Source organism: Microbispora hainanensis (assembly GCF_006874475.1).
Taxonomy (GTDB): Bacteria; Actinomycetota; Actinomycetes; order Streptosporangiales; family Streptosporangiaceae; genus Microbispora; species Microbispora hainanensis.
In genome coordinates, this window is the sequence record NZ_VIRM01000003.1 from 147,520 (window position 1) to 171,577 (window position 24,058).

Here is a 24,058-nt window from a genome sequence, read left to right on the forward strand (position 1 = left end):
TACTCGGGCAATCGCCGCGCCCAGGGGACTCACTTCGTGCGGTTCGGGGCCTGGCATGCGTACGGCTCCCGCGGGGCGACGCGGGAGCCGTACAGGATCGTGCGCGGGCCGCGGTGACGGGCCCGCGACCGATCAGCCGAAGAAGACCTCGGCCTCCTCGTAGCGGGAGGCCGGCACGGTCTTGAGCTCGGCGGTCGCCTCGGCGAGCTCGACGCGGACGATGTCGGTGCCGCGCAGCGCGATCATCTTGCCGTAGTCGCCCTCGTGCACCGCGTCGATCGCACCCAGCCCGAAGCGGGTCGCGAGCACGCGGTCGTAGGCGGTCGGGGTGCCGCCGCGCTGGATGTGGCCGAGGACCGTGGTGCGGGCCTCCTTGCCGGTGCGCTTCTCGATCTCCTTGGCGAGGACCTCGCCGATGCCGCCGAGACGCACGTGGCCGAACGCGTCGAGCTCGCCCGCCTGCAGCGCCATCTGGCCCTCAAGCGGGTGGGCGCCCTCGGCGACGACGATGATCGGCGCGTAGCGGGTCTTGAACCGCGACTCGACGTAGGCGCAGACCTTCTCGATGTCGAACGGCTTCTCCGGGATGAGGATGACGTTGGCGCCGGCGGCCATGCCCGCGTGCAGCGCGATCCAGCCCGCGTGGCGGCCCATGACCTCGCAGATCAGCGCGCGGTGGTGCGACTCGGCGGTCGTGTGGAGCCGGTCGATGGCCTCCATCGCGATGTTGACCGCGGTGTCGAAGCCGAAGGTGTAGTCGGTGGCGTTGAGGTCGTTGTCGATCGTCTTGGGCACGCCGACGACCTTCACGCCGCGGTCGAACAGCTGCTTGGCCACGCCCAGCGTGTCCTCACCGCCGATGGCGATGAGCGCGTCGACGCCCTGCGCGGCGAGGTTCTCCTTGATCCGCTCGACGCCGCCCTCGATCTTGATCGGGTTCGTGCGGGAGGAACCGAGAATGGTGCCGCCGCGCGGGAGGATGCCCCGGACGGCCTGGATGTCGAGCGGCATGGTGTCGCCCTCCAGAGGGCCACGCCAGCCGTCGCGGAATCCGACGAACTCGTGCCCGTACACGCCGACGCCCTTGCGGACGACGCCGCGGATCACCGCGTTCAGCCCGGGGCAGTCGCCGCCTCCGGTCAGGACTCCAATACGCATGACGGGTTCTTCCTCCATCTGGGATTACGCGTGGAATGGCGCGGCCGGCCCGACGCAGACCCCGGCACTCCACCGCACCGCATTCTGCCTGAGCCTATCTCAATGGTCTAGACCAAAAGGAGAGGCTACGCCACCCGGCCGACCAGACCAACTCAGTCTCGCACGACGAGACCGCGCTCGTCGTGAGAGGCGTCTTCCCAACGGGCCGCCGCGGTCCTATCTTTGACTTCGTCAATCATTTCCTTGAGATAGGCAAGGGAAAAATGGACATCGTTTCCGAAGTCCGTGCCTTCAACCGCTTCTACACGTCCGTCATCGGCGTGCTCGGGTCGGGAATGCACGACACCCCCTACTCCCTTACCGAGGCGCGGGTGCTGTTCGAGCTCGGCACCAGGGACGCCGCCGACACCGCCGACGTCAGGGCCATGCTCGGCCTCGACCCCGGCTACCTGAGCCGGATCCTCACCAGGTTCGAAGGCGACGGGCTCGTGTCCCGGGAGCGGTCGGCCGAGGACGCCCGCCGCCAGGTCGTTCGGCTCACCCCCAAGGGCCGCGACACCTTCGCCCTTCTCGACCGGCGTTCGGCCGTCGAGATCGAGACCCTGCTGGCGAAGCTGACCGATCCGGAACGCCGCCGGCTCGTCACCGCGATGGGCACCGTACGCAGCCTGCTGGAGCCCGACGATCGGCGCGAGCCGTACGTGATCAGGCCCCCGCGGGCGGGCGACCTCGGCTGGGTGGTGCACCGGCACGGGGCCCTCTACAGCGAGGAGTACGGCTGGGGCGCCGCGTTCGAGGCCCTGGTCGCGCGGATCGTCGCCGAGTACGTCGAGGACCAGGACCCCCGCCGGGAGGCGGCCTGGATCGCCGAGGTGCGCGGCGATCCGGTGGGATGCATCTTCTGCGTGCGCAAGGACGACACGACGGCCCAGCTCCGCCTGCTGCTGGTCGAGCCGTCCGCCCGCGGCATGGGCATCGGCGGGCGCCTGGTCGACGAGTGCCTGCGCTTCGCCGCGGCGGCCGGCTACCGGCGGATCGTGCTCTGGACCCGCGACGTGCTCGTCAGCGCGCGCCGGATCTACCAGGCCGCCGGATTCGAGCTGGTGGAGCAGTATCCGAGCGAGGAGTCGGGCATCCCCGTCACCGACCAGGTATGGGCCAAGGACCTGTGACCCTCCCGGCCGGCCCGTACCATGATCTTCGTGGTGAGACTGGTGCGGCGGGCCGTGAGAACGCCGCGAGAGAGCGTCGCGCTCGCGATGTGCGTGGCGGTGCTCGCGGGAGCGGGCGCGGCGGGGTGTGCGGGCGCACGTGAGCCCGCGCGGCCCGCCGCCCCCACGGCGCAGGTCACGGCGCAGGTCACGGCGCAGGTCACGGCGCAGGTCACGGCCATGTCCGAAGCCGCGCACAGCGTGGTCCGGATCCGGGGTTACGCCTCCTCCTGCCGGAAACCGCTGGAGGCGACCGGATTCGTCTACGCACCCGAGAGGGTCATGGTCAACGCGCACACCGTGGCAGGAGTGGACCGCGACCTGGAAGTCGTCCTCGGCGACGGGCGGCGGTTCGCCGCACGGGTGGTCGCCTTCGACCCGGAGGCCGACGCCGCCGTCCTGCGGGTGCCCGGGCTGACCGCCCGGCCGCTGCGGCTCACGGAAACCTCGATCACCTCCGCCGTGGTCGTCGGCTATCGCAAGGGCGCGACCGTCCCGGTCGAGCTGCCCGCCAGGGTGCGGCCGGACCAGACCGCCGAGTCGTACGACATATACGGCCGCGTGCGAGTCTCGCTGCGGATCCATCGCTTCCACGGTGCGGCCATCACGCCCGGCATGTCGGGCGCTCCGCTGGTCGCCGACGGAGATCGGGTGGCGGGGATGGTCTTCGCGGTGGACACGGACAAGGCCGACGTCGGCTACGCGCTCACCACGGCACAGTTCAGAGCGGTCGCCACGGCCGGCAGGAGGGCCACCTCCGCCGTGCCGCACGACCCCTGCGACTGACAGCCCTCGTACGCCGGCGGCTGCGGTCCGCCGGGCGAGTGGGCCGGCGCGCGGCGAAGTCCGGCCTATTCGTATCGTCCGACCTCGCGAGACCATGGCCGGTTCAGGCCCGGACAAGATCATGGACGAGATCACGGACGAGATCGTGGAACGGCCCGCGGACCTCGACGGTCACGGCGGCCGGGGCGGGCCGCCCGTTCTGGGACGGACGGCAGGAGAAGTAGAGCCGGTCGCCGTCCCGCGACATCGCGGGGCCCGTCACGGTCCAGCCGCCCGTGAGGCGCAGGAACGGCGCCGCCCGGTCACCGGCGACGAGGGTGATCTCGCCGTCCGCACCGCCGCCCGGCGCCCCGGCCGTTTCGTGCAGCACCGCCAGGCACTCGCGGACGGTGTCGTACGCCCACACCCGGCCGTCGCCCTCGGTGACGAACCACACCAGGCCGTCGGAAAAGTGACAGGCGCCGCCGCCCGCGAACCTCCTGGCCCCTTTCACCTGCTCACGCAGGGGCACATGGTCGGGGAGCGCCGGGATCGGCACCCGTTCCCAGGTCACCGGCTCCTCGCCGGGGTCGCCGACCAGCACCTCCAGCACGCCCGTCGTGAGGTCGCCCCGGTCGTCCGGCAGGAACCGATACAGGCATCCGTCCGGCTCCCCCTCCGTGAGGTAGACGACGCCCCGGCCGGGATCACAGGCCACACCGGCATGGGTGAACAGGCCCATCGCGAGCCGGGGCATGGGGGCGCGCAGGCCGTACGGGTCGCATTCGAAGACCCGGCCGTACGGCGTCCGCTCGCCCGAGATCCAGGTGTGCCACGGTGTCTCTGCGCCGGGCCCGCAGCGGTCGGCGCCGGACAGGATGCGATATCCGCCCCGCAGGGTTCCGTCCGGGGCGAAACGCAGCGCCGTCGCACCGCCGAGCAACGGCAGCGCGCAGTTGGACACGTATATCCAGCCGTCCTCGTCGGGGAACCACCCGCCGCCGTCAGGGGCCGCGTGCCAGACCACTCCCCCGGCACGCTCTCCCGACCGCGCCACGATCCGGGCGGCGAAACCCGGCGGCAGGGCCCTCAGCACGCCCGCCGGGAAGGGGCCGTCCGGATCTCCCGCGGCGTACGGCTCGCGGCCGGGCGGCTCACCTCCGTCGTCAGGCCGTGCGCACGTCGCGCGCCACAACGATCCGGGCAGCGCCGAGAGCGCCGCCGATCGGACGGAAGTACCCTGCACCGCTGACCGCCTCCTCGACCTGCCCCTGGTCATGCCGGCCGCCCACCGACGGCCGTTCGCTCGTTTCCGCGCCGCCGCCCCGCGTTTTCCCGCCCCGCGTTCTCCTGTCCCTCGGCGGCACGTGGCACACGTCGCTCCACCCAGTCGATCCGTTTCGTGTGAACGGCGGGAGAAGCGGCGTTCCTCGCCGAGACGAACTCTTCGAAAACCATGACGCCGCATGACGGAAACGATATTGACAGTGTCATTGTGACAGTGTCATCGTGGAGGCATGAGCGACACCTGGACGATCGGCGAACTGGCGGAGCGGGCGGCGGACCTGCTCAGCCAGGAGCGGCGCGTCCACGGCCGGGATCCAGGCGGAAACGATCCGGAGTCAGACGCCAAGGGCCAGGAGCCACAGGTCAGCCGTCCCGGGCCGCGAGCCGACGGCCCCGACCCGCGCGCCAACCGCCCTGAGCCCCGCACCAACCGCCCTGAGCCCCGCGCCAACCGCCCTGAGCCCCGCGCCAATGGCAGGGTGCGCGAGGTGCCGAACGAACGGCTCATCCGCTGGTACACGACGATCGGGCTCCTCGACCCCCCGCTGGGCCGGCGTGGCCGGGTGGCCCTCTATGGCCGCCGTCATCTGCTCCAGCTCGTGGCCGTGAAGCGCCGCCAGGCGGACGGCCTGTCCATCGCCGACATCCAGGCGGAGCTGGCGGGGGCGACCGACGCGATGCTTATGCGCGTCGCCGGGCTCGCCGAGCCGTTGTCAGGACCGGCCCCCCGGCCGCTCTCCTCGCCCCCTCCGTTGTCCCCGCCCCCTCCGTTGTCCCCGCCCCCTCCACTTTCCCCGCCCCCTCCGCACAGCCCGGCGGTCCCGGCCCCGGCGAGCCCCGCGGACCGCCTTTTCGGCCCGCCGGACACCGCGACACCGCCTGCGCCCGATTGGTACGGGGCGAGCCCGGAAACCGACGCCCAGCCCGCCATGCCGGACGTCGCACGGCCGGCGGCCCGCGACCGCTTCTGGGCACACCCAGCCTCATCGGCCACCACGGCCGGCTCCGGCCACTACGTGACCCCGAACGGGGACACCACGCACAGAGACGCCCCACACGGGAACACCACCCGCGGGAACAGCACGGACAGAGACACCACGCACGGCGACATCCCACTCGGGGACGCCGTGCCGGTGAACAACGTGCCCGTGAACACAGCGCCCGTTGACGCCACGCCCGCGCGCACCGCGCCCGTGAACACGGTGCCCCCCGACGCCGTGCTCCCCGACGCCGTGCTCCCCGACGCCGTGCTCCCCGACGTCGTGCTCCCGGACGTCGTGCTCCCGGACGTCGTGCACGGCGTACGACTCGCACCCGGGGTGACGGTCCTGCTCGACCGCGCCCATCGGGTCCCGGACGGGCACGAGGTGGCGGCGCTGCGCCGGGCCGCGGCCCCGCTTCTCGCGGCCCTCGCCACGCTCGGTCTGGCCGGGTCGTTCGACAGCGCCCGTGACCCCCACAACGCCTCGGCACTCGATCCACACGCTTCCGACACGTCCGACCCGCTGGAGGGATGACGCCATGACCGTTCCCATCACACCTCTGCGGCCGGAGGAGTGCCGGCCTGTGCCGGACGCCGGGTTCGGAGCGCTGGAGACCGAGAAGGGCAACCTTCCCCTGGAGAGTGTGGACGTCAGCGCCCACCTCACCGGACTGGTGGCGGGCGTCGAGGTCGTCCAGACCTTCCGCAACGCCTTCGACGTGTCGCTGGAGGCCACGTACGTCTTCCCGCTGCCGCCGCGGGCCGCGGTCACCGCCTTCCGGATGGAGGCGGACGACCGGGTGATCGAGGGCGTGCTCAAGGAGCGTGGGCAGGCACGGGCCGACTACGACCGCGCGCTCACCGAGGGGAGGCGCGCGGCGATCGCCGAGGAGGACCGGCCCGACGTGTTCACGATCAGGGTCGGCAACATCGTCCCCGGGGAGCGCGTGGTGGTCCGCCTCACGCTGAGCCAGCCGCTTCCCTACGAGGACGGCGCGGCCGAGTTCCGCTTCCCGCTGGTCGTGGCGCCCCGCTACATCCCCGGGGCTCCGTTGTCCGGCCCGCCGGCCGGTGGTGGCGTGGCACCCGACACCGACGCCGTGCCCGACGCCTCCCGGATCACGCCACCCGTCCTGCTTCCCAACTTTCCCTATCCCGTACGGCTGTCGCTCGCGGCGACGATCGACCCCACCGGGCTCGACCTGCGCGAGGTCCGCTCCAGCCTGCACGAGGTCGATCGGGAGGGCGACACGATCAGGCTGCGGCCCGGCGAGCGGCTCGACCGCGACTTCATCCTGCGCCTGGCGTTCGACGCCTCCTCGTCGCTCGCGCTCGTCCCTGACGACGCGGCGGACGCCGGCTCGCCCGGCGATGACATGGCCGCGGGCAGCGGCGCGGCCGACGGCGGCGGCAGCGGCTCCGCGAAGGGCACACCGGATGACACGGCGAGGGACACGGCGAGGGACACAGCACAGGACCCGGCCGACGCCGAGGGAACCTTCCTGCTGACCCTGCTGCCGCCGCCGGAGGACGCCACCCGGACCGCGCCCCGTGACGTCGTCCTGCTGCTCGACCGGTCCGGCAGCATGACGGGCTGGAAGATGGTCGCCGCACGGCGCGCCGCCGCACGGATCGTCGACACGCTCACCCCGCGTGACCGGTTCGCCGTGCTCGCGTTCGATTCGGTCGTGGAGCGTGCCTTCTCCGACGGCCTGGTGGAGGCGACCGACCGCAACCGATACCGCGCCGTCGAGCACCTGTCCCGCCTCGACGCACGCGGGGGCACGGAGATGCTCGCTCCTCTGGAGGAGGCCCTGCGGCTGCTCGACGGCGACAACGCGCCCGCACCGGGGGCGGCCACCGACCCCGGCCGGTCGGGTGAGGACGGCGGGCACGGCGGATCCGGCCCGTCCCGCGAGCAGGCGCGCGACCGGGTGCTCGTCCTGGTGACCGACGGCCAGGTGGGCAACGAGGACCAGATCCTCGAACGCATCGGCACGAGGCTGCAGGGCATCCGGGTGCACACCGTGGGCATCGACAGGGCGGTGAACGCGGGGTTCCTTGGACGGCTGGCCCTGGCCGGCTCGGGCCGGTGCGAGCTGGTCGAGTCGGAGGACCGCCTCGACGCGGCGATGGAGCACATCCACCGCCGCATCGGCTCACCGCTGGTGACGGACATCGCGCTGAAGGCGGAAGGCGTGGACCTTGTGGCGGACACCGTCACGCATGCCGGCTCGCTCTACCCCGGCGTCCCCCTGGTCGTGAGCGGGCGTTACCGGGGGCGGCGGCCGGCCGGAGCCATCACGGTGCAGGGCCGCAGGGCCGACGGCCGTCCCTGGGAGGAGCGGATCGAGGGCCGTCCCGTCCGCAACCCGGCGATCCGGGCCGTGTGGGCACGGGCATATCTGCGCGCTCTGGAAGACCGATACGCCATGGGCGACCACTCCCTCGAACAGCGGATCATCGATGTCTCACTGCGTTTCGGTGTGCTGTGCCGGTTCACCGCCTTCGTGGCCGTCGACACCCGCGTCAGCGGCGAGGGCGGCCCGGAGCACCGGGTGATCCAGCCGGTCGAACCTCCGAGCGGCTGGGAGATGCCGGCCGCGATGCCGATGACGGCACCCGGCGCTCCGATGATGGCGAGGATGGCCGCGTTCACCACGGCCGGCCCTGAGATGCCTTTCGCTTCTGCGGCGGAAGGGCCCATCGCAGCGGCTCCGCCGCCCGGCGCGCCCCCGGCAGTGCCCCCTGTCGTGCCCCCTGTCGTGCCTCCTGTCGTGTCTCCCGCCCCGCCTTATGCCGGCGCGCCCGCACCGGCTCGGAGACGGGCCTCTCGCGGGTTCTCCATCGGTCGTTTCCTTCCGCGTCCCGGCGAGGGGATCGCCCCTGCCACGGATTTCGAGGGCATCCGGCCGCTGCTCGCCGAGGAGCTCGCGAAGCTGGGCGAGGCGGAGTCGCTGCCCGAGCGGGAGCGGCGGCGCTATCTGGCGGATCTGGCCAGCCGCCTGCGCGTCCTCGCGCAGATGGCGGGTGGTCCTCCGGATCTCATCGCACTCGCCGCCGACCTGGAGAGGGCCGAGTGGGCCGAGGTCTCGCTCGACGACCTCTGGCGGCGGACGGTCGCCCTGCTGACCATCCTGACCGGCGGCCCCGGCTCCGCCTCAGCGGGACCAGCGTCCCCCGGGTTGGCGACCCCCGGGTCCGCGTTCCCGGGCTCCCTCGGTTCCCCGGGCTCGGCGCCCGGAGCGAAGGAGGGCCGGCGTCCCTTCTGGAAGCGATCGTGAGACGGCATCCGGAAGAGACCGCCACACGACAGGGGTGAAGCGAGCGCGGCCGGGACACCGGCGGGGAAGCCGGGACCCGGCCGCATCGGCGCGGGTTCCGCTGTGAGCGGAGCTCCTACGAGGGTTCTGGTAGGCGAATGACATCGGACGGCGGGGTGGGTGTGGGACGCCGCGGCTCCCTCACCCCTCCCGTGTCAGGCCGATCGTCGCGTCCACCTGCGGGGACGGGAGACCGGCGGCGCAGCAACCGATTGAGAAGCCCTTTCAGCCCCATATGCCGCCAACGCCTGGGATTGTCGATCGGTTCCTCGCCGCGGAGGTCGGCCGTCAGAGTGGCGGAGGCGGGTGGAGGCTGCCGCACCGGCCATCGCGCGGGCATTCCGGAGACCGCCGTATTGGTGATCGGCAGATCCGCCGGCCCGGGCCCGCGTCCGATCGGCATGCGCCGCCGGTGACTGGCGGCACCCGCTTCGGGTAACCGTCACGACGTTAGGCTTTCGAACTTGCTCGAAATGGATACGCAGGCGAGATCCAAGCCCGCTCACCCGGAACCGGAGGAGGGCCTGAGCATCGCCGAAGCCGCCCGCCGCACCGGTCTCAGCGTGCACACGTTGCGCTACTACGAACGCGCCGGCCTGGTCGTCACCCCCGTCGGCCGTACCACCGGGGGTCCGCGGCGTTACCACGGGGTCGACCTCAAGTGGATCGTCATCTGCACGAAGATGCGGGCCACCGGCATGCCCTACGGCCTCGCTCCTCCACCGCATGCGGCGGGCCCCTCGCGCATCCCCTGCACGCGGCAGACTGCCGCGCCTCCACCGGCTCAGCGGGCCGGCCGGAAGCGACGGAGCCTCGGTCCGTCCGGCGACGAGGCCGCCACGCCGGTTCCCCGCGTGAGCACGTAGTGTTGCCCGGTATGAACCCAATCGTCCTCGACGGCGGTCTCGCCACGCACCTGGAGACACTCGGCTGTGACCTGAGCGACGACCTGTGGTCGGCACGACTGCTCACCGATGATCCCCGCGTCATCCGTCAGGCGCACCTCGACTACTTCAGGGCCGGGGCCGATGTCGCCACCACGGCCAGCTACCAGGCGAGCATCCCCGGGTTCGTACGGCACGGCCTCACCTCTCAGGAGGCCCGCGACCTCATCCGGCTGTCGGTGACGCTTGCCGTACAGGCGAGGGACGAGGCCGGGCACGGGCTCGTCGCCGCGAGCGTGGGGCCCTACGGCGCCTACCTGGCCAACGGCGCGGAGTACACCGGCGACTACGACCTGGACGAGGACGGCCTCACCGAGTGGCATCGGGAGCGGTTCGAGATCCTCGCCGACGCGGGGGCCGACCTGCTGGCATGCGAGACGATCCCCTCGCAGGCAGAGGCGCGGGCGCTCGCGAGGCTCCTGCGCGAGACGCCGTCTGTGAAGGCGTGGGTCACCTTCTCCTGCCGGGACGGCGAGCACATCAGCGACGGAACGCCGTTCGAGGAGTCGGCGGCGATCTTCGCGGACCTCCCTCAGGTGGTCGCCGTGGGCGTGAACTGCACCGCGCCGCGCTTCATCCCGGATCTGATCAAGCGCGGAGCCTCGATCGTCTACCCCAACTCCGGGGAGACATGGGACGCCGCGAACCGGCGCTGGCTGGGGCTCGCGGATCCCGTCGAGTTCGGCAGGGCGGCGGCCGGGTGGGCCTCGCTCGGCGCCCGTTATGTGGGCGGCTGCTGCCGCACCACCCCGGCCCACATCCGCGAGATCCGCTCCCAGCTCACCTGAGCCCGCCTCCAGGCCGCACACGAGAGGCGCGAGACGCCGGGAGCTGTCTATGAGACCGGCTCGTCACGCCGGCGGCGAACCGCCCCGGGCGTACCCCGCCGCCGGCTGCGTGCGGGGTCAGCCCACGGCGGCCGGGCCGTCGGTGCTCCGGGCGGCGAGCGGGATCTCCTTGAGGAAGAAGGCCACGACCAGCGCGAGGGCGACGAAGGGCAGGCTGGCGAGGAACACGTCGTCGATGGCGTTGGTGAACGCGACCAGCACGTGGTCCTTGACCGGCTGCGGCAACTGCTGGATCGCCTGCACGTTGTTGGCGTCCACGCGCCCCGGCGGCATCCTGCCGCCGAACTCGACGGTCAGGTAGTGGGTGAGCCGGTTGGTGAGGACCGCACCCATGATCGCCGTGCCGATGGCGGCGCCCATCATCCGGAAGAACGTCGCCGAGCTCGTCGCCACGCCCATGTCGGCGCGCTCCACCGCGTTCTGGATGGCCGTGACGATCGTCTGCATGGTGAACCCGAGTCCGGCGCCGAAGAGGTAGGCGTAGACCGCCACCTGCCAGTACGGCGTGTCCACCTTGATCGTGGACAGCAGCCACATGGCCACCAGGAGGACCGCCCCGCCCAGGATCGGGAAGATCTTGTATCGGCCGGTCCTGCTCATGATCTGGCCGGAGGTGATGGACGTGGAGAAGATGCCGAAGACCGCGGGCAGCAGCGCCAGGCCGGACACGGTCGGCGACATGCCCTGGACGGCCTGGAGGTAGACCGGCAGGAAGATCATGCCGCCGAACATCGCCAGGCCCGCGAGGAAGCTGAAGGCGTTGCCCACACTGAAGATCTTGTTGCGGAACAGCCGCATCGGCAGGATCGGCTCGGCCGCCCGCAGTTCGACGAACACGAACAGGGCCGCGAACCCCACGAACCCGGTCAGCAGGGCCAGGGAGCCGGGGGCCGTCCAGCCGATATCACCGCCCGCCCAGTCGAGGTAGAGCAGGAAGCACGACACCCCGGCCACGATCAGCGCCGCGCCCAGGTAGTCGATGCGGTGACTGCGGCGGGTGAAGGGGATCCGCAGCGCCATCGAGGTCACGACGAGCGAGATCAACCCGATGGGCAGGTTGATCCAGAAGATCCACCGCCAGCCGGGACCGTCGGTGAAGAAGCCGCCGAGCAGCGGCCCGGCGACGCTGGAGGTGCCCCACACGGCGCCGAAGTAGCCCTGGTATCGGCCGCGCTCGCGCGGCGGGATGACGTCGCCGATGATGCTGAACGCCAGCGCCATCAGCCCGCCGCCGCCCAGGCCCTGGATCGCCCGGAAGCCGATGAGCTGGCCGATGTCCTGGCTCAGCCCGGCGAGCACCGAGCCGAGCAGGAAGATGCCGATGGCGGCCTGGAAGATGATCCGCCTGCCGTACAGGTCGGAGATCTTGCCCCACAGCGGGGTCGCCGCGGTCGAGGTGAGCAGGTAGGCGGTGACCACCCACGACAGCTTGTCAAGACCGCCGAGCTCGCTGACGATGCGCGGCAGGGCCGTGCCGACGATGCTCTGGTCGAGCGCGGCCAGCAGCATTCCGGCCGCCACTCCGGAGAGCACGATCAGGATCTGGCGGTGCGGCAGATATCCGGTGTCGGTCTGCTGCTCCTCGCGGACGCTCATGCGGGACACCCGCGAGCGGCGACTCCGGCGGCGGCGGGCCCGCTCGCCGGGGTCGTGGACGGGCCGTCCAATCCGTCGCCCGCGCCGTCACCCGCTCCGTGCCTCGCGGCGCCGGGCTCGGCCCATGTGCGGTGCCTGCGTGCTGGCATGCTCCTACGCCTTCCGATCCGAACGTGTCTGAACGTCCCCAGGTGCGCGGCGAACACCGCAACGTTACCCGTCCGGTCCGGAAGTATTAGGAATTCTCGCGAGCCGCCCCGGTCGTTTCCGTCTTGGCCGCCGCCGCGTACTTGCCGGCGTACTCCTGGCCCGGCAGCTCCGTCAGCGCGTACATGAGCGCGCGGGAGGACCGGCGGGCGGCCCGCGGAGTCCGCCGCCGGCCGCCCGCCCGGAGTGGTTCCACCCGCGTCCGCCGTACGGCTTCACCAGCGCAGCGGCCCGTTGACGTCGAAGTAGCCGCCGGTCGGGCCGTCGGGGCCGATCTCCGCCATCCGGACGATGATCTCGGCCGCCTCTTCGACGGTCTGCGTGCCCGTGTTGCCGTTCAGGTCCGTCTTGGTGAAGCCGGGCTCGACGGCGTTGATCCGCATCTGCGGGAACGCCTTGGCGTACTGCACGGTGAGCATGTTGACCGCCGTCTTCGACGCCGGGTAGGCGAGGCCCGGGTAGAAGTGCGCATGGTGGGCGGGGTCGGACAGGGCGGCCAGCGAGGCCAGGCCGCTGCTGACGTTGACCACGACCGGCGCGGCCGAGCGCTTGAGCAGCGGCAGGAACGCGTGGGTGACGCGGACCATGCCGAAGACGTTCGTCTCGAAGACGGCGCGCACCTGGTCGGCGGTCGTGGACTCGGGGGTGGGGATGGCGTTGCCCTCGACGCGGGGCTCGACGCCCGCGTTGTTGATCAGTACGTCGAGCCCGCCGTCCGCCTCGATGGTCTTGACCGCAGCCTCGACTGTGGCGTCGTCGGTGACATCGAGGAGGACGAACCGCGCGCCCAGCTCCTGGGCGGCCCGGCGGCCGCGCTCGGCGTTGCGGGCGCCCACATACACGGTGTGACCCGCGGCGACGAGCCGGCGGGCGGTCTCGCGGCCGATGCCCTTGTTCGCTCCGGTGATCAGTGTTGTCGTCATGCGTCCACCCTCCGGCACGGCGCGGCGGGCAGCCAGACGTCCCTGCTTCCTGGGACTGCCGGTACCAGGCGCGGGCCCGGGCCCGGGATGTCGGCTGGGGGCATGTCGGCGACGGAACTCGGCAGGGTTCCGGGGCGCCGGCGCGACCGGGTCACCCCGGAGACGGTGGGGCTGCCCTCCGTCGGCCGGACGGGCCGTCCGGCCGGAAAAATCAGGAATTCTCGCGAGCCGCCCGGGTCGTTTCCGTCTTGGCCGCCGCCGCGTACTTGTCGACGTACTCCTGGCCGGACAGCTCCATCAGCGCGTACATGATCTCGTCGGTGACCGCCCGGAGCACGAGGCGGTCGTTCTCCATGCCGTAGTAACGGGAGAAGTCGAGCGGCTTGCCATAGCGGACGCCGGGGCGGATGCCGAACCTGGGGATCGGCCGGCCGGGGGGCATCATCTCGAACGTGTTGACCATCGCCCACGGGATCACCGGCGCCCGGGACTCCAGCGCGAGCCGGGCCACGCCCGTCTTGCCCTTGTAGAGACGGCCGTCGGGCGAGCGGGTGCCCTCGGGGTAGATGCCGAGCACCTGCCGCTCCCTGAGGATGCGCAGGCCGGTGCGGAGCGCCGCCTCGCTCGCCTTGCCGCCGGAACGGTCGATCGGGACGGTGCCGACGCCCGAGAAGAAAGCGCGGCTCACCACGCCTTTGAGCCCGCGACCGGTGAAATATTCGGCCTTGCCCAGGGAAATCACCTTGCGCGGCAGGAATCCGGCCCCGAAGAAGTGGTCGGCGAACGACAGGTGGTTGCCGGCCAGGATGACCGGGCCCTCCTTCGGCACGTTCTCCACCCCCTCGGCCCAGGGGCGGAACACGAAGCGGAGGATCGGCCAGAGGATGGCCTTCACCACCCAATAAAACACGTGGGCACCCCCTCGGCTCGGATGTGCAGTCATCTTCGCACGCCCAGCCCTCTCGCACTAACGCTGACCAACGTGCGAGTATCGGGCGGAACACGCCGCCGTTTCACGGAGGTCACCCATGCCAGTGCTGCCCGGTGCGGAGCCGTACCACCATGAGGGCGGCGACATCGGCGTCCTGCTCTGTCACGGATTCACCGGCTCGCCGCAGTCGCTGCGGCCCTGGGGTGAACACCTGGCGGAGGCGGGGCTGACGGTGTCCCTGCCGCGTCTGCCAGGACACGGGACGACGTGGCAGGAGATGAGCCGCACCCGCTGGGAGGACTGGTACGCCGAGCTGGACAAGGCGTTCGCCGACCTGCGCGGACGGTGCGCGGAGGCGTTCGTGATGGGCCTGTCCCTCGGCGGCTGCATGGCGCTGCGCCTGGCCGAGGTGCACGGTGACGCCGTCGCGGGCGTCGTGGTGGTCAACCCGTCCGTGGTCAACGACGTGCCGCTGCTGTGGCTGGCCCCGGCGCTCAAGTACGTCGTACGCTCGACCCCGGGGGTGGCGGGCGACATCAAGAAGGAGGGCATGAGCGAGCTCGGCTATCTGCGCACGCCCGTCCGGGCCGCCGCCACGCTGCCCCGGCTGTGGAAGCTCGTCCAGTCCGACATCGCCAAGGTGACCCAGCCGGTGCTGGTGTTCCACAGCAGGAACGACCACGTGGTAAAGCCGGGGAGCGTCGCGTTCCTGCAGGCGAGAATGCGAAACAATCTGGAGGTCAGAGAGCTGGCGAACAGCTATCACGTGGCCACTCTCGACAACGACGCGCCTGTGATCTTCGAAGGGAGTCTGGAGTTCATCCGCTCCCACGCCTCGGTACCCTTGACGAAGGACTTGTGACCCGGGATCGACGTGACGCCGCAAAGTGACGAGGACGAGGTCTGGCGCCAGATCGTCGCCTCGTTCAACGAGACAGCCGAGGACGCCTCGGCCGAACAACCATGGCCTGACCGGGAGAACGTCACCGAGGAGACCGACGCGGGCGACGACGCCCCCGGCGGGGGTGCCTCCGGCGGCGTGGCCCTCGGCGACGACGCTCCCGGCGACGGGGTCCGGGACGACGACCGGACCGCTGAGGAACAGGCTCCCACCCCCGGCGACGACGATCATTACATCCCGCCGCCCCCTCCGCCGCTTCCGCACGGCGACACCCTCAGCCGGCTCTCCTGGCTGGCGCTGTTCGGCGGCCCCGCCTACCTGCTCCTGGCCGCTCTGCTGGAGTGGCCCATGGACGGCTGGATCGTGTTCGCCGCGGTGTCGGCGTTCATCGCGGGATTCGTGATCCTCGTCGTGCGCATGGGCGACGGCCCGCCCGCCGACTCCGGCTGGGACGACGGCGCGGTCGTCTGACCGGGCTCTCTGACCGGGCTCTCTGACCGGGCTCTCTGATCGGGCGCTCTGACTGGGCCGCTCTGACTGGGCCGCTCTGGCTAGGGCGCTCTGACCGGGGCTCCGTCGTCTGACCGGGGCTGTACGACGGCGCACGCCCCGGCCGGTCCGGGCCCCACCGTGCCCGCCTTCATTCGGTCTCGCCGGCCGCCTTCACGGTGTGGCTGTCGGCGGGGGGCGGTCCGAACCGCTCCACGAGGTCGGTGTAGCGGCCCTTGTCGTCCAGGGTGTGGCCGACCGCCATGGTGAGATCGCCGACGTGCGCGACCGCCTGCAGCCGCACCGTCCGGTCGTCGGCCGGTTTCGGGCCCCGCAGCGTGGTCCAGCGCGCTCCGTCGTATCGGAGCAGGAACCCCTCGCCCTCGTGCTTCCGGTCGTACCCCGAGATCCAGAACTCGCCGTCACCGTCCCCCGTGACGCCGTACAGCTCGGCGCGCCGCTCCGGCGGCGTCACCCGCTTCCACTGCTTGCCGTCCCAGTCGAGCACCAGTGGGGCGATGCCGCCGTCGCTCTGGTAGACGCCGCCGACCGCGACCGCGCGCTTGCGGCCGTCGGCGTACACGTCCCGCAGGAAGCCGCCCTTGATCGCCGGAAGGTCGGCCTGTTTCCACCCGCTGCCGGTCAGGTGCATGGCCAGCGGGCCGGAGCCGGTGTCGCCCACCGCCCAGCCGTCCGACCTGCTCGCGAACGCCACGCCGTACATCGCGCCCACGGGGCCCTGGACGGTCTTCCAGGTCGTGCCCTTGGCGGAGCCACCGCTGCTCAGCAGGAACGCCTTGCCGTCCCGGCTGCCGACCGCGACCACCCGCCCGGAGGAGGCCGCGACCCCGCCGAGCCAGTCGCCGGTGCGCAGCTGCGGCACGCCGACGCGGTCGAACCCGTCACGCGAGCCCTTCGCGACGTACGGCAGGCCGTCGTGGCCGTCGCCGACGGCCCAGACCTCGGAGGCGGAGGCGGCGGCGACCGACCGCAGGTGGCCGGCCCCGGTGGCGTCGCCCCTGATCGGCACCTCGCTCCAGGAGGAGCCGTTCCAATGGGTGATGATCCCCTGGTTGCGCCAGAAGTCCCAGGCGTTCTGCTGGCCCACGGCCCAGACGTCCGTGGCCGACAGGCCGGCGACGTCCGACAGCGAGCCGTCGGGCTGGAGCCGTCCGGTGGAGGAGCCCGCGTCCTGGGCGACCTCGTCCCCCGACGGGCCGCGCTCCACCTGGGCGCGGACGATCCCTGCGTACGCGTGCGCGACCGATGTGGCGCACGGGAGGAGTCCGGCCAGCAGGCCGGCGGAGAGCACACACAACGGCACCGCACGCCGAGTGAGGCGGCGGGTCATGAAACGATCGTACGGGTGACCGGGCACTCCCCGTCACACAGGTCGCGAATCCGGTCACCCGAGATGCGGAAACGCGGCCGTGCCGGCCGTCTCCGCGCCCGCCGGAAGCCGCGGCACCGCCGCCCGGCCCACCCTGGCCCGGCCCACCGTGGCCCGGCCCGCCGGGGCCGTTTCAGCCGCGAAGGCGCTCCCGGCCGCGTCAGGCTCCGGCGGACGCCCTGAAGGCGCTTCCGGCCGGGTCAGGCTCCGGCGGACGGCGTCACGGCGATCTCGGCGACGACCGGCAGGTGGTCGCTCGCGACAGGCAGGTCCTCGGCCCGGACGTCCGCGCCGCCGTACGACACGACGGTCAGGCAGGGACCCGCGAAGATCGCGTCGATGCGCGCGCGGGGGTCGCGGGCGGGGAACGTCGCACCGGCACGGTCGTCGTCTCCGCCCGCCCCGATGCCTGCCCCGATGCCTGCCGCGATGCCTGCCGCGATCCGCGGCGCGGCGTCCCGCGCGGCGGTGAAGCAGTCCGTGTAGCGCGACTCGAGAAGACGCCAGACCGGGGAGCCGGGGACCTCGTTGAGGTCCCCGGCGAGCACCGGCGCGGCCCCGGACTGCCGGGCCTCGCGCTCCAGGATCGGCATGATCTGGGCGGCGTGGCTCAGCCGCGCCCCCGCCTGGAGGTCGAGGTGGGCCGAGCACACGGCATACCTCTCCCGGTCCTTCTCGGCCGTCTTCTCCACGACGGCCAGCGCGACGGACCGCCACTCCAGCCCGGGGAACCACCGCAGGCGGTGCCCACGCCCACGCAGGAGCCGTACGGCCGGGGAGATCAAAACGGCGGTCCCGCCCACGCGGCCTCCGGCGGCCACGGACAGACCGGCCGCGCGGGCCAGCGCCCGCCGCTCCCGCCGCCAGCCGGGCAGGCGGGGCGCCTCCTGCAGGCACAGCACGTCGGGCCGCAGTGCGCGGATCACCCGGACCAGCGCCCTGCGGTCGTCCTTCAGTCCCCGGACGTTGTAGGTCGCGACCCTCAGCACGCCGTCAGCGGAGCCGGGCCAGGTCTCCGGCGCCCACCAGCCCCGCCGACGGGCCCATCTCGGCCACCCTGATCTCGGCGAGCGGGCGGTGGCCCCGGCCGGTCAGCCGCGCGGCGAACTCCTCGCGCACCCGGTCGATGAACAGGTCCGCCGCGCCGGAGACGCCGCCGCCGATGATGAAGCACCCGGGGTCGAGGATCGCCGCCATGTCGGCCAGCCCCTGGGCGAGCCATTGGGCGAGCGACTCGAAGGCGGCCAGCGCCGCCCGGTCGCCCTGGCGTGCCGCCTCGGTCACGTGCTCGCCCTGGATGCCCTCGGCCGAGCCGCCGCCGAGCCGCAGCAGGTGCACGGCGCCCTCCGGGTCGGCCTGCGCGTTGTTCCGCGCGTCCATCAGCAGCGACGTGCCGCTGGCGTACCGCTCCCAGCAGCCCTTGTTGCCGCAGCCGCAGGGGCGGCCGTCCGGCACCGCCTGCATGTGGCCCAGCTCGGCGCCCATCCCCCACCGTCCGCGGTAGAGCTGGCCGCCGAGCACGATGCCGCCGCCGATGCCGGTGCCCACGGTCACGCACACGACGTGGCTCTCGCCCCGGCCCGCGCCGAACCGGTATTCGCCCCAGGCCATCGCGTTGGCGTCGTTCTCGACGACGACCGGCAGGCCGACCAGATCGGCCACCTTGTCGCGCAGCGGCTCCTCGCGCCAGGCGAGGTTGGGGGCGAAGCGGATGACCGAGCGGGTCTCGTCGACGAAGCCCGCCGCGCCGATGCCGACGGCCTCGACCGCGTGCCGGGCCGCGAGCTCGGTCACCGCATCGGCGATCGTGAGCGCCATCTTCTCGGGACTGCCCGCCGGGCTGTTCCGCAGGCCGCGCTCGATGATGGCGCCGTGTTCGTCGACGACGCCATACGCGATCTTGGTACCGCCCACGTCCACGCCGATGGTCAGCGCCATTCGTCATCCTTCCACCCGGTCCGGTTCTCACCCGGATCCGCTTCGCGGCCGACGTCCGCTTCGCGCCCGGATCCGTTTCCGGTCCAGGCTGCTACGGCCCGAGCCTTCACGCCGCGCCGATTGAAGCCGATCAGACCGGGTTGTGGCAATCCCGACGCCGCCCGCCCTCGGCCGGCCCGTCACCCCAGGTCGATGTGCTCGACCTTCGAGTCGCCGGGCCGCCGCTCCCCGTCCGGGCGTTCCCTGCCGCCCGTCATGGGGCGTTGCAGGGCGTCGACCGCCTCCCGGAACGCCGCGAACAGCTCTCCGCCCGCCGCGATCAGGTGGCCGGTGACGTCGCCGCCCGCCTCGCGGCGTGCCGCGATGACCCGGCACACCGGGCAGGCCCGGCAGACGTACTCGTCGTGGTCCTCCGCGACGGCCTCGCTCCAGACGTCGTCGCTCCGGCCGCCCGCCCCGGCGCCGCCGAAGGCGGATCCGAAGCCGCTCACACCGCCCTTCACGAGCCCCTTGCCGAACTCCCGGCCCATCCGCCGCTGCACGGCGTCCAGCAGCTTCATCGCCTCCTCGGCCGCCGACCCGAGCGGGTCCTGGCGACGGGGAGTGGTGTCGTTGGAATCCGTCATTTCGCCCCTCCTGCCTGGAACCGTACCCGGAGCCGACCGTCCCGGAGCGCCGCCGAGGAGATCTCACGCCGGGCGAGTGCGGCGGGCAGGGTGATGACGCGCCGGTAGGACCCGGCGGTGACGATGATGTCGTCCCCCTTGCGGGCGAGGTCGAGGTCGTCGCGGTCGGCCAGCGGAAGCGACAGCGCCAGCTCGTCGGCGGTGAACCTCAGCGGCGGCTCGACGCCGGGACGCGCGAAGGGGTCCCGGTCTCCGTACATCCGCGCGGCGAGGTCCGAGAGAGCGGCGGTGCCGACCGGCTCCGCCGGGAGATAGGGGACGGTGAGGACGGGCAGCGGCGCGAACGACTCGTGCACCGCGGCGAGCTGCCTGGTCTGGGCCTCCACCCATCCCAGCCGCCACTCGTCGGCGCCCTCCGCCGGGAAGACCCGGTTGGCGATCACCGCGTCGACGCGGTAGCCGTACAGGCTGAGCGAGGTGAGGGTGCGCCGGGCCTCGGCGACGACCACCGCCTCGGGGGTCAGCACGAGCCGTACGGACGCGTCGTCGCCGGTCAGCAGCGCGCGCACCTCCAGCAGGCCGCGGTGCAGCCGCTCCCCCGCCGACACGACCTCGCCCTCGGGCACGCTCACCTTGGCGACGTGCCGGATCACCGGCGACAGCGCCCTGAGCATCCGCCTGCCCGTGGGAAGCAGGCGGTTGACGTGCCAGTCGAGCGCCTCCGGCAGGGCGAGCAGGCGCAGCGTCTCGGCGGTCGGCGCGCAGTCGACGACGATCACGTCCCAGCGGCCGGTGCGGGCCTGCTCGCGCAGTTCGAGCAGCGCGAGGATCTCCTCCGCGCCGGGCAGCACGGTGATCTCCTCGGCGGTGACCTCGTCGAGGCCGAGCTCGGCCAGCACGTTGCCGGCGTAGTCGCGTAACTCGCCCCAGTGCCGCTCGAGCGACCGCTGGGTGTCCACCTGCTGCAGGTGCAGCCCGGGCGCGGCCTCGACCGGCTCCGGCGAGGGCGGCACGCCGAGCGCGTCGGCGAGCGAGTGCGCGGTGTCGGTGGACACGACCAGCGTCTTGTTGCCCCGCCCGGCGGCGAGCGTGGCGGTCGCGGCGGCCGCCGTGGTCTTGCCGACCCCGCCCTTCCCCGTGAAGAGGAGGATCCTCATCGGTTCTCGACGCGCCGCTTGAGCCCTTTCAGCGCGGTGTCGACGATGACCTTCTCGGCCTTGCGCTTGATCATGCCGATCATCGGGACCTTCAGGTCCACGGCGAGGTCGTAGGTGACCTCGGTGCCGCCGCCGTTCTCGGCCAGGCGGTAGCTGCCGGTCAGGCCCGACAGCATCTTCCCCGCCTCGACCATCCGCCAGGTCACGCCCGCGTCCTCGTCCCAGTCGTACCCGAGGACGTAGTCGTCGCTGATCACGCCCGCGTCGAGGACGAAGCGGACCCGGGTGGCGCGGCCGTCCGCGCCCGTCTCCAGGACCTCGGCCTTCTTCACCTGGCCGGCCCACTCCGGATAGGCGGGGAAGTCGGCGATGACGGCCATGATTGTCGACCGGCCGGCGCCGATCGTGATGCTCGACGAAGTGCGATCAGCCATGCGCCAACCGTACTTCACCACTCCAGGGCGAAAGGCGTGCCACGGCCGCGGAAATGGCCGACGTTGACGCACTCCGTGCGACCCACGCGGGTGCGGCCGACCAACGGCTGGTGGACGTGGCCGAACAGTGCGAAGCGCGGCTGCGTCCTCCTGATCGCCTCCAGCGTGGCCTCGCTCCCTCGTTCGAACCGCCGGGCCACCACGTCGTAGAGCAGGTCGGGGATGGCGGGCGGGATGTGGCAGCACAACACGTCCACCTCGCCCACCGCCTCGACCTTGCGCGCGTACTCCTCGTCGTCGATCTCGTACGGCGTGCGATACCTGGTGCGCAGGCCGCCGCCGACGAACCCGAAGGTCAGCCCGCCGATCTCGACCACCTCGCCGTCCAGGACCCGCTGGCCGGGCCGCAGATGGTCGGCCCACAGGCGCGGCATGTCCACGTTGCCGTACGTGAGGTAGGCCGGCGTCGGCATGGCGGTGAAGATCTGCTCGTACTGGCGGCGGACGGCCGCCTCGATGAGCTCGCGAGGATCGTCGTCGAGGGAGGCCCACAGCCCGGCCGACAGTCGCCGCGCCTCGTCGAAGCGGCCCGCCGTGCGCAGTCCCACGTATTCGCTCGCCCTCTCCGCGCCGAACAGGTCGGGGAAGATGCCCTGCGAGTGGTCGGCGTAGTCGATGAACAGGAGCAGGTCGCCGAGGCAGATCAGGGCGTCGGCCCCGTCGCCCGCACGGGCGAGCGCGTCGGCCCGGCCGTGGACGTCGCTGACGACGTGGATGCGCATGCCGACATGGTAACGGCCGCTTTACCTAGCATCCGCTTGGGTAACGGAAAGGTGCCGGGCCCACCGGGCGGGGGACACTGATAGCGTCCGCGTGCCCCCGGATAACGCCTGGGTGACGGACCTACCCATGCGTAACATCGCACGGTAGCGTCCGGTGAGACACGAAGAGTTATGCCCGCAACGCGGTTCCCGCCCTCCGCCGGGGATCGCGTGGCCGTGCGCGAAGGAGTGACCCGTGCGCGAGTTCAGCGTTCCCGTGCTGGTGGACGTGCCGCTGTCCGCGAACTGCACCGACGTGGTGTTCCAGCGCGGTGTGGACGAGCCGGACGCCGTCGTCATCCGCCACAAGGAGAGCGAGGATCCGGCCGCGCCGTGGACGCCGGTCACCGCCGCGCGGTTCAGGGATCAGGTGGCGGCCGTCGCCAAGGGGCTGATCGCCGCCGGGATCGAGCCCGGCGACCGGGTCGGCCTGATGTCGCGCACCCGCTACGAGTGGACGGTCGCCGACTACGCCATCTGGGCGGCCGGCGCGGTCGGGGTGCCGATCTACGAGACCTCCTTCGCCGACCAGGTGAAGTGGATCCTGACCGACAGCGGCGCCAAGGCCGCGTTCGTGGAGACGGCCGCGCACGAGGAGACCGTCCGCGAGGCGGTGCCCGAGCTGCCGCTGCTGTGGCGCATCGACGGCGGCGCGTTCGCCGAGCTGGAGCGCCTCGGGGCCGACGTGTCCAACGACACGCTCGCCGAGCGCAGGGCGAGCCGGGGCGGGCGCGACCTCGCCACGATCATCTACACCTCGGGCACCACCGGCATGCCGAAGGGCTGCCGCCTGACCCACGACAACCTGCTGTTCACGGCGCGCAACGTCTCCCGTGGGCCGCTGGAGTCGATGTTCGACGTGGAGGGGCGGGCCGCGCTGCTCTTCCTCCCCCTGGCGCACAGCTTCGCCCGGATCATCCAGGTCGTCCTGATCGAGACCGGCACGGTGCTGGCACACAGCCCGAACATGAAGAACGTGGCTCCCGACCTGCGGGAGTTCAAGCCCACGTTCCTGCTGGGCGTGCCGCGCGTGTTCGAGAAGGTCTACAACGCCGCCGAGCAGAAGGCCAACGCGGAGGGCAAGGGCAAGATCTTCCACGCCGCCGTACGTGCCGCGATCGAGTGGAGCAAGGCCGAGAGCTCCGGCGGGGCCGGCCTCGGCGCCCGGCTCAAGCACGCGGCCTTCGACAAGCTCGTGTACGGCAAGCTGCGGGCGGCCACGGGCGGCGCGCTGACGGCGGCCGTCTCCGGCGGCTCGGCCCTCGGCGAGCGGCTCGGCCACTTCTTCCGCGGCGTGGGCATCGAGGTGTTCGAGGGCTGGGGGCTCACCGAGACCAGCGCGCCCTCGACCGTCAACATCCCGGGCGCCAACAAGATCGGCACGGTCGGCAAGCCGTTCCCCGGCGTGAGCATCCGGATCGCCGACGACGGCGAGATCCTGGTGAAGGGCCGGCACGTCTTCGACGGCTACTGGAACAACGAGCGCGCCACCAAGGAGGCGATCGACCCGGAGGGCTGGTTCCACACCGGGGACGTCGGTCAGCTCGACGAACACGGCTACCTGAGCATCACCGGCCGCAAGAAGGAGATCCTCGTCACCGCGGGCGGCAAGAACGTCGCCCCGGCGCCGCTTGAGGACGCCATCCGGGCGCACCGCCTGATCAGTCAGGTCATGGTCGTCGGCGACGGCAAGCCGTTCATCGGGGCGATCGTCACCCTCGACCACGAGGCGATGGAGCAGTGGAAGGAGGCCAACGGCCGCTCCGGCGCGTCCATGGCCGAGCTGTGCTCCGACCCGGCCGTCGTCGCCGAGGTGCAGCAGGCGGTGGACGACGCCAACCGGATGGTCTCCAAGGCCGAGCAGATCAAGAAGTTCAGCATCCTCGACATCGAGCTGAGCGAGGAGAGCGGCCACGTCACGCCGAAGCAGTCGATCAAGCGGCACGTCGTGGCCCGCGACTTCGCCAAGCAGATCGACGAGCTGTACGGCGGCTGAGCGGGACGACGCGGAGGTGCGCCGGACCCGCCGGTGGAACTCTTGAAAGTTTCATCGGCGTCGGCGCACCCTCCGGACGACGCGGGACGCCGCCGGGCGACGGGACCGGGACGGCCCTGGACACGCGGTGA

22 protein-coding genes are annotated in these 24,058 nt (G+C 72.1%); 9 read left to right on the top strand and 13 right to left on the bottom strand.

The features are described 5' to 3' along the window. Positions 1–132: 132 nt before the first annotated feature. On the bottom strand, positions 133–1,158 hold the full coding sequence (locus FLX08_RS03630) for a 6-phosphofructokinase (protein ID WP_142616740.1): 1,026 nt from the start codon (positions 1,156–1,158) through the stop codon (positions 133–135). A 263-nt stretch (positions 1,159–1,421) separates the two neighbouring features. On the opposite strand from FLX08_RS03630, the gene FLX08_RS03635 reads away from it, so the two are divergent. Together FLX08_RS03635 and FLX08_RS03640 are read left to right on the top strand one after the other, a co-directional pair. Then, a complete protein-coding gene (locus FLX08_RS03635) occupies positions 1,422–2,330 on the top strand; it encodes a bifunctional helix-turn-helix transcriptional regulator/GNAT family N-acetyltransferase (RefSeq protein WP_142616741.1) in 909 nt (302 codons plus the stop codon). 30 nt (positions 2,331–2,360) lie between these two features. Further along, the gene (locus FLX08_RS03640; RefSeq protein WP_167530259.1) at positions 2,361–3,155 is read left to right on the top strand and encodes a trypsin-like peptidase domain-containing protein; all 795 of its coding nucleotides are present in this window, start codon (positions 2,361–2,363) and stop codon (positions 3,153–3,155) included. A 103-nt stretch (positions 3,156–3,258) separates the two neighbouring features. Here the strand turns inward: FLX08_RS03640 and FLX08_RS03645 are convergent, their stop codons facing one another. Further along, complete coding sequence (locus FLX08_RS03645) at positions 3,259–4,380, bottom strand: alkaline phosphatase PhoX (protein ID WP_244312338.1); 1,122 nt, start codon at positions 4,378–4,380, stop codon at positions 3,259–3,261. Positions 4,381–4,651: 271 nt separating this feature from the next. On the opposite strand from FLX08_RS03645, the gene FLX08_RS41870 reads away from it, so the two are divergent. From FLX08_RS41870 to mmuM, 4 genes are all read left to right on the top strand, one after another. Beyond that, positions 4,652–5,938 (top strand): helix-turn-helix domain-containing protein, encoded by a 1,287-nt coding sequence (locus tag FLX08_RS41870; protein ID WP_244312339.1) that lies wholly within the window; start codon positions 4,652–4,654, stop codon positions 5,936–5,938. Between the two features lie 4 nt (positions 5,939–5,942). Beyond that, a complete protein-coding gene (locus FLX08_RS03655; protein WP_142616744.1) occupies positions 5,943–8,687 on the top strand; it encodes a VIT domain-containing protein in 2,745 nt (914 codons plus the stop codon). A 512-nt stretch (positions 8,688–9,199) separates the two neighbouring features. After that, complete coding sequence (locus FLX08_RS03660; protein WP_142616877.1) at positions 9,200–9,592, top strand: MerR family transcriptional regulator; 393 nt, start codon at positions 9,200–9,202, stop codon at positions 9,590–9,592. A gap of 11 nt (positions 9,593–9,603) precedes the next feature. After that, positions 9,604–10,458 carry a homocysteine S-methyltransferase gene (gene mmuM, locus FLX08_RS03665; RefSeq protein WP_142616745.1) on the top strand — a complete coding sequence of 285 codons (855 nt, stop codon included), beginning with the start codon at positions 9,604–9,606 and terminating at the stop codon, positions 10,456–10,458. A 117-nt stretch (positions 10,459–10,575) separates the two neighbouring features. Here mmuM and FLX08_RS03670 read toward each other — a convergent pair whose 3' ends face one another. The 4 genes from FLX08_RS03670 to FLX08_RS03680 all read right to left on the bottom strand — a co-directional run bounded on the left by FLX08_RS03670 (position 10,576) and on the right by FLX08_RS03680 (position 14,154). Next, positions 10,576–12,114, bottom strand: coding sequence for an MDR family MFS transporter (locus FLX08_RS03670; protein ID WP_142616746.1), 1,539 nt, complete (start codon positions 12,112–12,114; stop codon positions 10,576–10,578). Between the two features lie 235 nt (positions 12,115–12,349). Beyond that, positions 12,350–12,517 (bottom strand): hypothetical protein, encoded by a 168-nt coding sequence (locus FLX08_RS40380; protein WP_167530260.1) that lies wholly within the window; start codon positions 12,515–12,517, stop codon positions 12,350–12,352. Between the two features lie 19 nt (positions 12,518–12,536). Continuing rightward, positions 12,537–13,244, bottom strand: coding sequence for an SDR family NAD(P)-dependent oxidoreductase (locus FLX08_RS03675; RefSeq protein ID WP_142616747.1), 708 nt, complete (start codon positions 13,242–13,244; stop codon positions 12,537–12,539). A 211-nt stretch (positions 13,245–13,455) separates the two neighbouring features. Continuing rightward, positions 13,456–14,154, bottom strand: a complete 699-nt coding sequence (locus FLX08_RS03680) for a lysophospholipid acyltransferase family protein (protein ID WP_142616748.1) — start codon at positions 14,152–14,154, stop codon at positions 13,456–13,458. 118 nt (positions 14,155–14,272) lie between these two features. Between FLX08_RS03680 and FLX08_RS03685 the strand changes: the two genes are divergently transcribed. Both FLX08_RS03685 and FLX08_RS03690 read left to right on the top strand, forming a co-directional pair. Further along, a complete protein-coding gene (locus tag FLX08_RS03685) occupies positions 14,273–15,037 on the top strand; it encodes an alpha/beta hydrolase (protein WP_142616749.1) in 765 nt (254 codons plus the stop codon). Positions 15,038–15,049: 12 nt separating this feature from the next. Next, a complete protein-coding gene (locus FLX08_RS03690) occupies positions 15,050–15,547 on the top strand; it encodes a hypothetical protein (protein ID WP_142616750.1) in 498 nt (165 codons plus the stop codon). 169 nt (positions 15,548–15,716) lie between these two features. Here the strand turns inward: FLX08_RS03690 and FLX08_RS03695 are convergent, their stop codons facing one another. From FLX08_RS03695 to FLX08_RS03725, 7 genes are all read right to left on the bottom strand, one after another. After that, the gene (locus FLX08_RS03695) at positions 15,717–16,916 is read right to left on the bottom strand and encodes a hypothetical protein (RefSeq protein WP_142616751.1); all 1,200 of its coding nucleotides are present in this window, start codon (positions 16,914–16,916) and stop codon (positions 15,717–15,719) included. Positions 16,917–17,155: 239 nt separating this feature from the next. Further along, a complete protein-coding gene (locus FLX08_RS03700; RefSeq protein ID WP_142616752.1) occupies positions 17,156–17,944 on the bottom strand; it encodes an endonuclease/exonuclease/phosphatase family protein in 789 nt (262 codons plus the stop codon). Between the two features lie 4 nt (positions 17,945–17,948). Continuing rightward, entirely contained in the window at positions 17,949–18,893 is a 945-nt protein-coding gene (locus tag FLX08_RS03705) for an ROK family glucokinase (RefSeq protein ID WP_142616753.1), read from the bottom strand. A gap of 179 nt (positions 18,894–19,072) precedes the next feature. Then, positions 19,073–19,519, bottom strand: coding sequence for a DUF5304 family protein (locus tag FLX08_RS03710; RefSeq protein WP_142616754.1), 447 nt, complete (start codon positions 19,517–19,519; stop codon positions 19,073–19,075). Beyond that, on the bottom strand, positions 19,516–20,676 hold the full coding sequence (locus FLX08_RS03715) for an ArsA family ATPase (protein WP_142616755.1): 1,161 nt from the start codon (positions 20,674–20,676) through the stop codon (positions 19,516–19,518). Before FLX08_RS03715 ends, FLX08_RS03710 begins: the two co-directional genes overlap by 4 nt. Continuing rightward, positions 20,673–21,110, bottom strand: coding sequence for an SRPBCC family protein (locus FLX08_RS03720; RefSeq protein WP_142616756.1), 438 nt, complete (start codon positions 21,108–21,110; stop codon positions 20,673–20,675). Before FLX08_RS03720 ends, FLX08_RS03715 begins: the two co-directional genes overlap by 4 nt. A gap of 14 nt (positions 21,111–21,124) precedes the next feature. Further along, positions 21,125–21,892 (bottom strand): metallophosphoesterase family protein, encoded by a 768-nt coding sequence (locus FLX08_RS03725; protein WP_142616757.1) that lies wholly within the window; start codon positions 21,890–21,892, stop codon positions 21,125–21,127. 235 nt (positions 21,893–22,127) lie between these two features. Here FLX08_RS03725 and FLX08_RS03730 point away from each other — a divergent pair, with 235 nt between their 5' ends. Further along, positions 22,128–23,927, top strand: a complete 1,800-nt coding sequence (locus FLX08_RS03730; RefSeq protein ID WP_142616758.1) for an AMP-dependent synthetase/ligase — start codon at positions 22,128–22,130, stop codon at positions 23,925–23,927. Positions 23,928–24,058: the final 131 nt, after the last annotated feature.

Bases quoted from the DNA above. Each gene is read 5' to 3' on its own strand.
- FLX08_RS03630 (WP_142616740.1), bottom strand. From the start codon at position 1,158: ATGCGTATTGGAGTCCTGACCGGAGGCGGCGACTGCCCCGGGCTGAAC.
- FLX08_RS03635 (WP_142616741.1), top strand. From the start codon at position 1,422: ATGGACATCGTTTCCGAAGTCCGTGCCTTCAACCGCTTCTACACGTCC.
- FLX08_RS41870 (WP_244312339.1), top strand. From the start codon at position 4,652: ATGAGCGACACCTGGACGATCGGCGAACTGGCGGAGCGGGCGGCGGAC.
- FLX08_RS03655 (WP_142616744.1), top strand. From the start codon at position 5,943: ATGACCGTTCCCATCACACCTCTGCGGCCGGAGGAGTGCCGGCCTGTG.
- FLX08_RS03660 (WP_142616877.1), top strand. From the start codon at position 9,200: ATGGATACGCAGGCGAGATCCAAGCCCGCTCACCCGGAACCGGAGGAG.
- mmuM (WP_142616745.1), top strand. From the start codon at position 9,604: ATGAACCCAATCGTCCTCGACGGCGGTCTCGCCACGCACCTGGAGACA.
- FLX08_RS03670 (WP_142616746.1), bottom strand. From the start codon at position 12,114: ATGAGCGTCCGCGAGGAGCAGCAGACCGACACCGGATATCTGCCGCAC.
- FLX08_RS03675 (WP_142616747.1), bottom strand. From the start codon at position 13,244: ATGACGACAACACTGATCACCGGAGCGAACAAGGGCATCGGCCGCGAG.
- FLX08_RS03685 (WP_142616749.1), top strand. From the start codon at position 14,273: ATGCCAGTGCTGCCCGGTGCGGAGCCGTACCACCATGAGGGCGGCGAC.
- FLX08_RS03695 (WP_142616751.1), bottom strand. From the start codon at position 16,916: ATGACCCGCCGCCTCACTCGGCGTGCGGTGCCGTTGTGTGTGCTCTCC.
- FLX08_RS03705 (WP_142616753.1), bottom strand. From the start codon at position 18,893: ATGGCGCTGACCATCGGCGTGGACGTGGGCGGTACCAAGATCGCGTAT.
- FLX08_RS03710 (WP_142616754.1), bottom strand. From the start codon at position 19,519: ATGACGGATTCCAACGACACCACTCCCCGTCGCCAGGACCCGCTCGGG.
- FLX08_RS03715 (WP_142616755.1), bottom strand. From the start codon at position 20,676: ATGAGGATCCTCCTCTTCACGGGGAAGGGCGGGGTCGGCAAGACCACG.
- FLX08_RS03720 (WP_142616756.1), bottom strand. From the start codon at position 21,110: ATGGCTGATCGCACTTCGTCGAGCATCACGATCGGCGCCGGCCGGTCG.
- FLX08_RS03725 (WP_142616757.1), bottom strand. From the start codon at position 21,892: ATGCGCATCCACGTCGTCAGCGACGTCCACGGCCGGGCCGACGCGCTC.